Origin of the sequence: uncultured Anaerovibrio sp., from assembly GCA_902786545.1 — a bacterium.
GTDB lineage: Bacteria > Bacillota > Negativicutes > Selenomonadales > Selenomonadaceae > Anaerovibrio.
Window position 1 is genome coordinate 41,654 of the sequence record CADACU010000011.1, and the last position, 11,643, is coordinate 53,296.

12 protein-coding genes are annotated in these 11,643 nt (G+C 41.6%); 10 read left to right on the forward strand and 2 right to left on the reverse strand.

What is annotated here, in order from left to right:
* Positions 1-21: 21 nt before the first annotated feature.
* On the forward strand, positions 22-1,740 hold the full coding sequence (locus QZV24_RS03615) for a methyl-accepting chemotaxis protein (protein ID WP_294520237.1): 1,719 nt from the start codon (positions 22-24) through the stop codon (positions 1,738-1,740).
* Positions 1,741-1,836: 96 nt separating this feature from the next.
* On the opposite strand, the gene QZV24_RS03620 is transcribed toward QZV24_RS03615, so the two are convergent.
* On the reverse strand, positions 1,837-2,487 hold the full coding sequence (locus tag QZV24_RS03620; protein WP_294520240.1) for a hypothetical protein: 651 nt from the start codon (positions 2,485-2,487) through the stop codon (positions 1,837-1,839).
* 116 nt (positions 2,488-2,603) lie between these two features.
* The gene (locus QZV24_RS03625) at positions 2,604-3,944 is read right to left on the reverse strand and encodes a hemolysin family protein (RefSeq protein WP_294520243.1); all 1,341 of its coding nucleotides are present in this window, start codon (positions 3,942-3,944) and stop codon (positions 2,604-2,606) included.
* Positions 3,945-4,138: 194 nt separating this feature from the next.
* On the opposite strand from QZV24_RS03625, the gene QZV24_RS03630 reads away from it, so the two are divergent.
* The 9 genes from QZV24_RS03630 to QZV24_RS03670 all read left to right on the forward strand — a co-directional run bounded on the left by QZV24_RS03630 (position 4,139) and on the right by QZV24_RS03670 (position 11,590).
* Positions 4,139-4,762, forward strand: a complete 624-nt coding sequence (locus tag QZV24_RS03630) for a TetR/AcrR family transcriptional regulator (RefSeq protein WP_294520246.1) — start codon at positions 4,139-4,141, stop codon at positions 4,760-4,762.
* Between the two features lie 301 nt (positions 4,763-5,063).
* Positions 5,064-5,657 (forward strand): carboxylesterase, encoded by a 594-nt coding sequence (locus QZV24_RS03635; protein WP_294520250.1) that lies wholly within the window; start codon positions 5,064-5,066, stop codon positions 5,655-5,657.
* Between the two features lie 33 nt (positions 5,658-5,690).
* Positions 5,691-6,047, forward strand: coding sequence for a DUF3795 domain-containing protein (locus QZV24_RS03640; RefSeq protein ID WP_294520253.1), 357 nt, complete (start codon positions 5,691-5,693; stop codon positions 6,045-6,047).
* Positions 6,048-6,076: 29 nt separating this feature from the next.
* On the forward strand, positions 6,077-6,712 hold the full coding sequence (locus tag QZV24_RS03645; RefSeq protein WP_294520257.1) for a GNAT family N-acetyltransferase: 636 nt from the start codon (positions 6,077-6,079) through the stop codon (positions 6,710-6,712).
* A gap of 97 nt (positions 6,713-6,809) precedes the next feature.
* On the forward strand, positions 6,810-7,316 hold the full coding sequence (locus tag QZV24_RS03650; RefSeq protein WP_294520260.1) for a hypothetical protein: 507 nt from the start codon (positions 6,810-6,812) through the stop codon (positions 7,314-7,316).
* Positions 7,304-7,960, forward strand: a complete 657-nt coding sequence (locus tag QZV24_RS03655) for an NAD(P)H-dependent oxidoreductase (protein ID WP_294520263.1) — start codon at positions 7,304-7,306, stop codon at positions 7,958-7,960. Before QZV24_RS03650 ends, QZV24_RS03655 begins: the two co-directional genes overlap by 13 nt.
* Positions 7,961-8,206: 246 nt before the next feature.
* A complete protein-coding gene (locus QZV24_RS03660; protein WP_294520266.1) occupies positions 8,207-9,256 on the forward strand; it encodes a Fic family protein in 1,050 nt (349 codons plus the stop codon).
* A gap of 4 nt (positions 9,257-9,260) precedes the next feature.
* Positions 9,261-10,760, forward strand: coding sequence for a class I SAM-dependent DNA methyltransferase (locus tag QZV24_RS03665; protein WP_294520269.1), 1,500 nt, complete (start codon positions 9,261-9,263; stop codon positions 10,758-10,760).
* 41 nt (positions 10,761-10,801) lie between these two features.
* Positions 10,802-11,590, forward strand: coding sequence for a DUF4393 domain-containing protein (locus tag QZV24_RS03670; RefSeq protein ID WP_294520272.1), 789 nt, complete (start codon positions 10,802-10,804; stop codon positions 11,588-11,590).
* Positions 11,591-11,643: the final 53 nt, after the last annotated feature.

Sequence of the window (11,643 nt, forward strand, 5' to 3'; positions counted from 1 at the left end):
GTAAAAAGGGAGGCTACGCTTATGCAATTTATGAACAATCTTAAGGTTGCTTATAAACTGCTTATCCTTGCTATTATTGCAGCAATAGGAATGGCATTTATAAGCTTCTTTGGCCTATCGGCTCTGCAAAAGGCCCAGGATGACATGACTCATTTGTACAATGTTAATGTGACTGGGCTTGTTCATTTGGGCAATGCCCGCCAGGGAATGCGTTCGGCCCAGACCATGACTGTAATTATGACTACGGTACAAAATGACCCGGCCCGTATGCAGGATCTGAAGCAAAAGTTTGATGCAGCTGTAAAGGAGATGGACGAAAGTCTGGAGGCTTTTAATAAAGCCAATAGTGGTGTAGCCGAAACAGCTGAAGCTTATGCAAAAACTGTAAAGGATTGGAATGAATTAAAGCAAGGTTTGACAAAGTCAGTAAATCTGTCCCAAAGTGGTCAGCAGGCTGCTGGTCTGGAAGCATATAATACCAGTGCAAAGTCGGCAATAGCGGTAGCCAGTGATTTGGTAAAGCTGGCCGATGAAGCAGCTAAAGCAGCTGATGCCATCGATAAAGCCAATGATGAAGAGAGTGCGGCAGCTCGCCGTAATATGCTCGTATTGAGCGTTGTGACTTTGATAATTTTAGTGGTTGCTTCATTGTGGATCACCAAGGAGATTACTTCACCATTGCAGAAAATGATGGGAATTTGCCACAAATTAAGCAACGGTGATTTCCGTACCAATTCAAACCGGACCACCCGTGGTGATGAATTTGGGGCGATGGAACATGCTATTGATAATGTGTGTGATACGCTTAATAAATTGATGCGTCAGATTAGCCGATCTTCGGAACAGCTGGCCGCCAGCTCGGAGGAATTAACTGCTTCGGCTGGTCAGTCGGCGCAGGCCTCTGATCAGGTTGCCCAGAATGTTACCATTTCGGCCAGCGCTGTTATTGAACAGCAGCAGCTGTTGGAAGATATGAAGGAATCGGTAGATAATTCCAACAAGGCAGTAAAGAACCTTGGTACAGCGGCTGGTGCTGTTACGACAGAAGCCAAGGCGGCCAATGACCAGGCTGAGGATGGTACGAAGGCGATTGAATTTGCCGTTGAGCAGATTTTGTCCGCAGAAGCTATCGTAAAGGAGTCGGCTGATACGGTTGATAAGTTAGGACAAAGCTCTCAGGAAATCGGTCAGATTGTGGAAACAATTTCCGGTATTGCCGGACAGACCAATTTGCTGGCCTTGAATGCGGCAATAGAGGCTGCCCGGGCCGGTGAGCAGGGGCGTGGTTTTGCGGTTGTAGCTGAGGAAGTCAGAAAATTGGCCGAAGAATCCCAGAATGCGGCTCAGCAGATTACTGACCTCATCAATGGTATACAGAAGAATACTGACGCGGCGGTTTCTTCTATGCAAAAAGGCAGTACTGCTGTGCGTGAAGGCAGTGCCTCGGTGGAAAAACTGCGGGAAACCTTCCAGGCTATCAATGTGGCGTCCAATGGCGTTGTTGAACGGGCGCAGAATATGATTAACGAGTTGCAGGCTGTATCAGAGGATACCCGTAACATTAACGAGAAATCATCCCGTATTGCCGGTAAGGGGGATGAGGTTTCCAAGGAAATGGAAAGTGTTTCGGCTGCTTCCGAGGAACAAAGTGCCTCTGCAACTGAAATAGCCAATGCCAGTCAGTCCTTGGCTGATTTGGCTCAGGAACTGCAGACTTCCTTGCAGAAATTCCAATTCTAAAAATATATATTTTTGCAAAATAAAGGGATGTGGAAAATGCTGTTGCATTTTCCACATCCCATTTTTGTTTGATAATGGTCAAAGGACAGTCTGGTGCTATTCATCCTGATTAAGTTTCTCGCCTAAGTCATCAAAAAAGGATTTGCTGATACGACCGAAAATCCCTTGCTGTCCATGCCGGGAGGAGCTTCGCTCCCGCAACTCGTCCCGGGACATAACCAGTTTATCTGTCTTGGAGTCGTATACATCAAACTTAACTCGGACGGTGGATGTATAAACTATTTCAGCTGGGTGATATACCGGCACTGTTTCATAATACCTTTCCTCGGTCCAGGTGCCATCAGCTTTTTTCACTCTACGGGTCGAACTGACAGTTTCCCAGCTGGTATATGGGGACTTTACATATGAGTCGTCATGCCATTTCAACAGTTCAGCCTTTATATAGATATCAGCGGCAGCTGATGGCTTATCCGGGGAAAGAACGGCTGCCTTGTCGGGACGAATGAGCCGATAAGGGGGCTTTGCGGCAGTTTTTAGATATTCTTCCAAAAGGATTTTCTCTGTCAAATCGCTTTCCATTTCAGCAGTGTCCACCATATCGATATCGTAAACCAGGGCTTTTTTGACTTTGGTAAAATCATAGGTGCTGTCCACCCAGTTTAGTTTTTCAGCTTGAGCACTGAAGGGGCAGAGAACAAATAGCAGAAGCAATATACCTGTAATCAGAGGTTTTACATATCGAAGCATAGTCGGTCCTCCTTTAGATTATAACGCCATTGTTCAAATTTTTCTTCTTTAGAAGAAAAATCTTCCAATTAGCGTTTCAACGAGCTGGGAGATATGCTCGCCAGCTGTTGTAGTTTTTACGCTTCTTCGTCAACTGGTATCGGTTCATCCTTTTGGGTGCAAATTATTTTGTCAATCCGGTATTTATCCAGTCGGAGTATTTCAAAGGTAAAATCATCCCATTCAACAGTTTCCCCTTTTTTCGGGATATAGCCAAAGAGGGCAGTGACAAATCCCCCCATGGTCTGATAATGGTCCTGCTCTTCCTCCGGCAGCTCGTCAATATCAAATTTTTCCTTGAAATCATCAATGGAGCACAGGCCATCAATGTACCACACATTATCTTCCTTCGGAACAATGTGCAGCTGTTCCTGCTCATTTACATTATTGGTATCACCAATAAGTTCGATAAGAATATCCTGTAAGGTGATAAAGCCGATAACACCACCGTATTCATCCAGCACCACAGCTTCGTGAATACCGGTTTCCTTGAATTGCTCCAATACCCGAAAGGTTTCCATGGAGCGGGGGATAAACATTGGCTTGCGGATGAACGGCTCCAGTTCAAGTGACTGGTTATCCAAGGCCGCGTTTAAAATATCCTTGGTGTATATGACACCACAGAAATCATCCAGACTGTCTTTGCCGACAGGAATAATCGATTCCGAGGAATTCTTTATCAAGTCCAGATTGTGTTCCAATGAATCGCTGATGTCCAGCCACATCATTTGGGTGCGGGGGGTCATCAGTGAATAGGCTGTCTGGTCACTCATATGGAAAACCCGATCGACCAAATCCTGCTCGGTCTTTTCAAATGTGCCGTCCTCAGTACCCTGTTCAATCAAATCCTTGACCTCGTCCTCTGTTACAGGATCTTCATATTTCAAGTTAATACCAAAAAAGCTGAGGCAGAATGAGGCGGAAATCCCTAAAATGGCGGTAAAGGGCCGGGAAAGACGGATGAGGGTCCGTAGTGTACCCTGGCAGTTGATAAGGGTCCGTTCCGGGTCCCGCCGGGCAATGGAGTTCGGCAGAAATTCGGAAAACAGCAGGGTGAGATAGGTGACCAGAGCAATACTGATAAACAGAGACAATGGCTCGTGATATGGGATGAGTAATATATACTCATTGATAACCGGTGCCAACAGCACGCTGATGGACACACCCAGCAGAATACTGATAAGGGTGATACCGATTTGCACCACAACAAAGGCCAGCTCAGGGGATTCAAACAGCTCAAGGGCTGCCTTGGCATCAGGCACATTGTCATCTACCAGCTTTTCCAGACGGCTTTTATGACTTTCCGTCAGCGCCGTTTCTGCCATGGCAAAAAATACATTGATCAGCATTAAAATGAATATTACACCTAACAAAAGTGTGGGGTGGGCAGTATCCAAGTATAGCACATCCTTTTTCATATGTTTGTTAATAATGTTTCTCTCTATTGTATCACTATTTTGTCTATATAGCTATAGGGGATAAGGAAATGGAAGGCTAAGAATATTTATTTTTTTCCTTGACTTTACCAATAACATCATTTATCATAACAGTTGTTACATAACAAATGTTGCATAACTAAAGTTTTATGGTTGCGATAGGAGATGGATGCCATATGCCACCTAAAGTGAAATTTCAGAAGGAAGAGATTGTACAAGCCGCAATGAATATTGTGCGAAAAAAAGGAATTGATGCTGTAACGGCCCGGGAAGTGGCTGGTGAGCTGAAGGTGTCACCGCGTCCTATATTTACCTGGTTTGATACTATGGAACAATTAAAGAATGATGTCTATAAGCTGGCCAAGACTCATTATCAGGAATATGTTGAAGCAGGCTTGGCAGCGCCAGTGCCCTTTTTGGGGGTAGGCCAGCAGTATATTCGTTTCGCCAAGGAAGAGCCGGAGCTTTATAAATTGTTGTTTTTGACTAAGCCAAGCGAAGCTGGTGGCGGTGCCATGGAGGCACTCCGGTTATCCCAGAATTTGGTAAGGGACTCCCTTATGCGCATTTATAACATAGATGCCAAAACTGCTGACAGATATTTTCAAAATCTTTGGCTGATAGCCTTCAGTTTTGCCACCTTAATAGTTACTGATGATTGTCCATATACGGATCAGGAAATGAGCAGTGTGTTCACTGAAATGAGTCTGGCCCTCTGCAAGGCCTATAAGGAAATTCCTGGACTGCCTACCGGAGATTTTGATCGGGATAAAATATTCAGTGAGCTGGTCAAAAAGTAAGCTGGTTATTTGGTGTAAAGGACAGAGAGCTTATTGTTTGGAGGAATTACCGTGAAAACTATTGGATTATTGGGCGGTATGAGTTGGGAAAGTACCATTACATATTATGAAATTTTGAATAAGACCATCGCGGAATAAATGGGAGGTTACCTTATAACGGATAAGGACAGTGTGCTGCCGGTATATGATACAACCTTGATTCATGCCCGGGAAGCGGCTTTGAAGGCCATACATGATTAAACAAGGTTTATTAAGAAATGGTTGATGATTCACAAATTATTGTCAAGTAGAGGGGAATTGGATGACTGTAGTAGTATATGTTCATGGAAAGGGCGGCAACGCGGCAGAAAGCCAGCATTACAAAGCACTGTTTCCAGGCAGTGAGGTGATTGGACTGGATTACCGGACCTTTACACCATGGGAAACTGGCCGGGAAATAAAGCAGGCCATAGAAGCTTTAAGGGAAAAATTTAATGATGTAATATTGGTTGCCAATAGTATTGGAGCCTTATTCAGCATGAACGGCGGGCTGGATGGGCTGGTAAAGAAGGCCTATTTTATTTCACCGATTGTAGATATGGAAAAACTTATAACAGATATGATGGATTGGGCCAATGTGACTGAGGATGAGCTGGAAAAACAAGGAGTTATACCAACTTCTTTTGGCGAGGACTTGTCCTGGAAGTATCTGACCTATGTGCGGACGCACCCTATCAGCTGGAATGTGCCAACCAGGATTTTATATGGTAGCGAAGATACCATGACTTCTCTGAAAACAATTCAGGAATTTGCCCAAAAACATCAGGCGGTTTTGACGGTTATGGAGAAGGGGGAGCATTGGTTCCACACTGCGGCACAGATGAAGTTTTTGGATGATTGGATTACAACAAATTAACGAGATTATATGGTGTATTTAGGAGGAAAATTTATGAATGAGCTGATTGCATTTTGCGGACTGGATTGCCAGGAATGTGATGCCTATATTGCTACAGCAAATAACGACGATGCTTTGCGGGAAAAGACAGCCAAGGCATGGAGTGAGCTGTACAATTCACCAATAAAGCCGGATGATATAAACTGTGAAGGCTGTCGGTGTGACGGGGTGAAGCTGATATATTGTGAAAAGTATTGTGAAATTCGCCAGTGTGCCCGGAAAAGGGCTATGAGCACCTGCGGTGATTGCAAGGAATTAGATAGCTGCCAGAAGGTAGCGGCAATCATTGAACACAATCCAGACGCGTTAAAGAAGTTGAAAGCCTGTGCTATTGTACAGGTGCAAACCTGAATATGTGTTTATAGAAAGAAGCTGGAAAAATGAATAAAAATGATATAATAATTCGCCGGGAAACAGAGAAGGATTATGGAGCAGTGGAAAGCTTGGTTCGGGACGCGTTTTGGAATGTGTACCGTCCTGGCTGTGTGGAGCATTATGTGCTGCACAAGCTGAGAGATGATCGGGATTTTGTGCCGGAGCTGGACTTTGTTATGGAAAAGGGAGGCGTAATTATTGGCCAGAATATATTTATGCGGGCTAATATTAAGGCTGATAACGGGGAAATGATACCGGTTATGGCTATGGGGCCTATCTCTATTGCCCCGGAATACAAGCGCCAGGGTTATGGAAAAATATTATTGGACTACTGTTTGGAACAGGCAGCCCAAACAGGCTGTGGGGCTATGTGCTTTGAGGGAAATATTGAGTTCTACGGTAAGAGCGGTTTCACCTATGCCAGTGAGTTTGGCATACGGTATCACGGACTGCCGGAGGGGGCTGATGCATCCTTTTTCCTTTGCCGGGAATTGAAGAAAGGCTATTTGTCCGGTATCACTGGGGAATATGCTCCACCGGCCGGCTATATGGTGGCTGAAAATAATCCGACGGAGCTGGAGGCTTTTGATGCCCAGTTCCCGTTCAAGGAAAAGAAGGTTTTGCCGGGACAGATTTTTTAATTATTTAGCCCCCTGACTTCCCCTTGAGGGGAAGGTGCCGAGCTATGCGAGGCGGATGAGGTGTTTTTCAGATGGAATGCTTTGGTATGGAGAAATTATGGTTCTTATCATAAACACTACTTCAAATAATGAACTGTCAAATAAAGTCAACTGGCTTCTGAATCAGAGAAAGACGGATTTTGAAGTCATCAATACGGCAGATATGAATATTGATCACTGCATTGGCTGTGGTCATTGCTGGCTGAAGGATCCGGGAATATGTGCCATTAAGGATGATTATGGGGCGATAGTACAGAAGATTGTTGTTGCCGACCAAGTGTGGGTGATCTCCGACACAGCTCTCGGCTTTTTAAATCATAATGGGAAAAAGATTTTTGACCGGATAATACCTATTTTGTGTATTTATTTGGAGTTTCGTGGGAATCAGATGCGGCATATCACCCGTTATGCCAAGCCAGCGGATTTGGGACTGATATATCAGGGGGAGGCGGAACAGGCCTTCCTGCAGGTATGGTTAGAAAAATGTGCTGTGAATATGAACTGTCATTCTCTGGGCGCCTATCCGGTGACTGCGTTAAAGGAGGCGGCAATATGCATGCATTGATTATTAACGGTAGTCCCCGGGTGAAAAAGTATAGTAATACGGATAAAATTATTGAGAAATTTGCCGCTGGACTTAAGGGACAGGGCGGCACCTGTGAAGTCTATGCGATTTCCGACCGTAACAGCTGGGATGAACTCAGGGAAGCGTTTCGGACAAATAACAATATTGTTATAGCAATGCCACTTTATGTGGAGTGTGTACCGGGGCTGCTGATGGAATTTCTGGAAACTTTGGCACCCAAGGAGGATGATACCCAGATATCCTTTATTTTGCAGAGTGGGTTTGCCGAGGGAGCACAGCTTCGTTGTGGGGAAGCCTATCTGAGGATGTTGCCGGAGCTGCTGGGCTGTAAATATGGTGGCACTTTGGTGAAGGGGGATAATTTCGGTATCAGGTTTGCCCAAGGAAAGGAACTGGATAGAATGACCGAGCCTTACCGGGAAATGGGACGAATTTTTGCCATGGATGGGCATTTCTTTAGCCAAGAGTGCCGGAATTTTACCGGTGTAGAGGTGTTTCCGTTGCCGATAAAACTCCTTTTAATGGCATTTTTCCGTACTGTACAGCGCAAGATGTTTCAAAAAGTGGCGAAGAAATGGGGCTGTACCAAGCCATTGGACTATAAGCCGTATAAGACAAACTGACACTAAGTTGATGTTAAAATGAAAAAGCGGTAAATGCTACATTCTGGCATTTGCCGTTTTTTTATGTTTTGTAAGTTGGTCGTAACGATTTAACTATGTCATTTTGAGTTTTAATTTAGTCATTTTATACATAAATGACTAAATTAAAACTGTTGACTACCAAATTAAAAAGTATTATGATGAAAATGAATTAACTTTATCATAATTGTAGTAGGTGATAAAGGTTGATTGAAATGAGGTAGTTGAATGAAAGATTATAGTTATAAAGAAAAATGGGAGAAATTACTAATACCTGAGATTGTAAAAAAACTTGCAATTATCAATGAGTTTAAAGGCGAACAGCGTCTTTTTATCGAGGCTCATAAAGATGAATTAAAAGAGTTATTTGAGCTGGCTAAAATTCAAAGTACGGAAGCTTCAAATAGGATAGAAGGGATTTATACAGTTGATGACAGACTTAAAAATCTGGTACAACAAAAGACTACACCGCGAAATAGGGATGAGTCTGAAATAGCAGGTTATCGGGATGTTCTTAATACTATCCACGAAAACTATGATTTTATACCAATTAATGTTAATTTTTTCCTGCAATTACACAGGGATTTATATAAATATATTGGCAGTGTTGACGGTGGCGTTTTTAAGACTTCGGACAATATTATAAGAGAAATAGATGAAAATGGTAATGAGAAAATCAGATTTAATCCAGTGCCTGCCTGGGAAACTCCGGAAGCGTTGGAAGAATTGTGCAAGGCTTTTAAAGAAGCGAAAGATGAAGTCGATCCATTGATTTTAATGGGAATGTTTATTTTGGATTTTTTATGTATTCATCCCTTTAATGACGGCAATGGACGAATGAGTAGATTGCTTACATTACTGTTGCTTTATAAGTCAGGATTTATTGTAGGGAAATATATTAGTATAGAAAAAATTATTGAAGAAACAAAAGAAACTTATTATGAAGCTCTGCAGGACAGTTCTATAGGTTGGCATGATAATAACAATGATTATAAGCCTTTTGTGAATTATATGCTGGGAGTAATAGTTTCCACTTATAAAGAATTTGAATCAAGAGTGAAGCTGGTAGCAAATACTAAACTCTCTAAGCCGGAAAGAATTCGTGAAATAATAAAGGCACATATAGGTACTATAACAAAAACTGAGATATTAGCAACAAATCCGGATATTAGTGATACAACTGTACAGAGGGCTTTGGCAGCGCTTCTGAAAAAAAATGAGATAAAGAAGATTGGCGGGGGCCGTTACACAAAGTATGTTTGGAATGCGGAGGATTAATTTTATGATTACTGGTGAATTAAAAAACAAGATAGATGGACTTTGGGATATATTTGCAGCTGGTGGACTGGTAAATCCCCTTGAGGTTATTGAACAAATTACATACCTGATGTTTATCAGGGATTTAGATGATGTGGACAACAAGAGGGAAAAAGAAAGTGCCATGTTAGGATTGCCATATAAGAGCATTTTTGCTGATGATGTGAAAATAGGGGAACGCTCTATAAATGGGAAGCAGCTTAAATGGTCTGTGTTTCATGATTTTCCAGCTGGCAGAATGTACACTGTAATGCAGGAATGGGTTTTTCCTTTTATCAAAAATTTACATGGGGATAAAAACAGTGCTTACAGCAAATATATGGACGATGCTATTTTCAAATTGCCTACACCGCTCCTGTTGTCGAAGGTAGTTGACTCATTGGATGAAATCTATGAACTGATGAATGCCAATCAGTCTATTGATGTCCGTGGTGATGTTTATGAGTACCTCTTGAACAAGATTGCTTCAGCTGGCAGAAATGGCCAGTTCAGAACCCCTAGACACATTATTCGTATGATGGTAGAGATGGTGGAGCCGAAAGCTGATGATGTAATTTGTGATCCTGCCTGTGGTACTTCCGGATTTTTGGTATCTGCCGCAGAATATTTAAAAGAAACCAAAAAGGAAGAAATATTCTTCAACAAAGCCCAAAAAGAGCATTACATGAATACCATGTTTAATGGCTTTGATATGGATAGAACCATGCTTCGTATCGGTGCCATGAACATGATGACTCATGGTATTGATAATCCGTTTATTGAATACCGTGACAGCTTATCTGACCAAAATGAAGACAAGGAAAAGTATTCCATTATTTTGGCTAATCCACCATTTAAGGGGAGTCTTGATGCGGATGCAGTATCTGCGGACTTACTGAAGGTATGTAAGACCAAGAAAACAGAGCTGCTGTTTTTGGCATTGTTCTTACGAATGTTAAAAGTAGGTGGCAGATGTGCCTGCATAGTTCCGGATGGAGTATTGTTTGGTTCTTCCAAAGCACATAAGGCTATTCGTCAGGCTATTGTGGATGAAAATCGCTTGGAAGCAGTTATTTCTATGCCATCTGGTGTGTTCAAGCCTTATGCCGGAGTGTCTACAGCTATCCTTGTATTTACCAAGACAGGTCATGGCGGAACAGATAAGGTCTGGTTCTATGATATGACAGCAGATGGTTTTAGTCTGGATGATAAGCGTACCCCAGTAAATGAAAATGATATTGCGGATATTATTGCACGTTTTAAGAATTTAGCCGGAGAAGCTGATAGAAAGCGTACAGATAAATCATTTTTGGTACCGAAAAAGGATATAGAGAACAATGATTATGACTTGTCCATAAATAAATACAAGGAGATAGAGTACATCCCAGTGGAATACCCGCCAACCAGTGAAATTATGGCGAATATCCGGTCGTTGGAAGCGGAAATCAGCAAGGAAATGGATGAGCTGGAAAAGTTATTGAAATGAGTTGGTGACATAATGTAGGTAGTAATATTTTGGGAGGAACAATGGCAGATAATAATGTTTTAATAAATATAGAGAATATAAAAATACCGGATAGTGTGGATACAGTAATAGGAAACTTAACAGATAAAACAAGTGCAACAATAGGACAAGTTTTATCAGATTGTTTCTACTTAGTTTTTGGGGGAATTAGCCAAAAAGCTGCTTTGAAAAGAGAAAAATATAATCACGAATTGAAAAGATTTGTTAAAGAATTAGAGGAGAAAATAGAACAAATACCAGATGATAAAAGGTTAGAACCTAATGTTCATGTAGTGTGTACAGCTTTGGAGAATATGAAATTTTGTGTTGAGGAGCCAGAATTACGACAGTTGTTTTCCTCTTTGATAGCTAATTCATTAAATGAAGATAAGGCAAGTGAAGTACATCCATCTTTTGGTGAAATTATAAAGCAGTTGACACCTTTTGATGCAATAGTTTTTGATTGGTTAAACCAAAGAAAAATAATACCAGCATTAAGAATAAAAATAGATTTAAATGAAAAACGGGAATTTGTAATGGGACGCTACATATATTTAGAAAACATGTTTGAGAATAAAGATAAGTTAAAAATAGCATTAGAAAATTTGTCTCGTCTTAAATTAATTGATTTGGATTTTGAGAAGCAGTTTGCTAATAAAAAAGTGTATGATGGTATTATCAATAGTGATGATTTAAAAAGTGATAAAAAAGAACTGGAAACACAGTTTAAAGATAAACAAGAAGTGTCTTATTTGTATGATTTCGTTGAAATCACCAGTTTTGGCAGACATTTTTATAGTGCTTGCACTTAACTGAACACAATTATAAGCATGATATTTTAATAGTAAATTGAGATTTGTAGGGG

Coding starts and splice junctions, on each gene's coding strand:
- QZV24_RS03635 (WP_294520250.1), top strand. CDS start 5,064: ATGACTGTAGTAGTATATGTTCATGGAAAGGGCGGCAACGCGGCAGAA.
- QZV24_RS03670 (WP_294520272.1), top strand. CDS start 10,802: ATGGCAGATAATAATGTTTTAATAAATATAGAGAATATAAAAATACCG.
- QZV24_RS03640 (WP_294520253.1), top strand. CDS start 5,691: ATGAATGAGCTGATTGCATTTTGCGGACTGGATTGCCAGGAATGTGAT.
- QZV24_RS03665 (WP_294520269.1), top strand. CDS start 9,261: ATGATTACTGGTGAATTAAAAAACAAGATAGATGGACTTTGGGATATA.
- QZV24_RS03625 (WP_294520243.1), bottom strand. CDS start 3,944: ATGAAAAAGGATGTGCTATACTTGGATACTGCCCACCCCACACTTTTG.
- QZV24_RS03630 (WP_294520246.1), top strand. CDS start 4,139: ATGCCACCTAAAGTGAAATTTCAGAAGGAAGAGATTGTACAAGCCGCA.
- QZV24_RS03645 (WP_294520257.1), top strand. CDS start 6,077: ATGAATAAAAATGATATAATAATTCGCCGGGAAACAGAGAAGGATTAT.
- QZV24_RS03660 (WP_294520266.1), top strand. CDS start 8,207: ATGAAAGATTATAGTTATAAAGAAAAATGGGAGAAATTACTAATACCT.
- QZV24_RS03655 (WP_294520263.1), top strand. CDS start 7,304: ATGCATGCATTGATTATTAACGGTAGTCCCCGGGTGAAAAAGTATAGT.
- QZV24_RS03650 (WP_294520260.1), top strand. CDS start 6,810: ATGGTTCTTATCATAAACACTACTTCAAATAATGAACTGTCAAATAAA.
- QZV24_RS03615 (WP_294520237.1), top strand. CDS start 22: ATGCAATTTATGAACAATCTTAAGGTTGCTTATAAACTGCTTATCCTT.
- QZV24_RS03620 (WP_294520240.1), bottom strand. CDS start 2,487: ATGCTTCGATATGTAAAACCTCTGATTACAGGTATATTGCTTCTGCTA.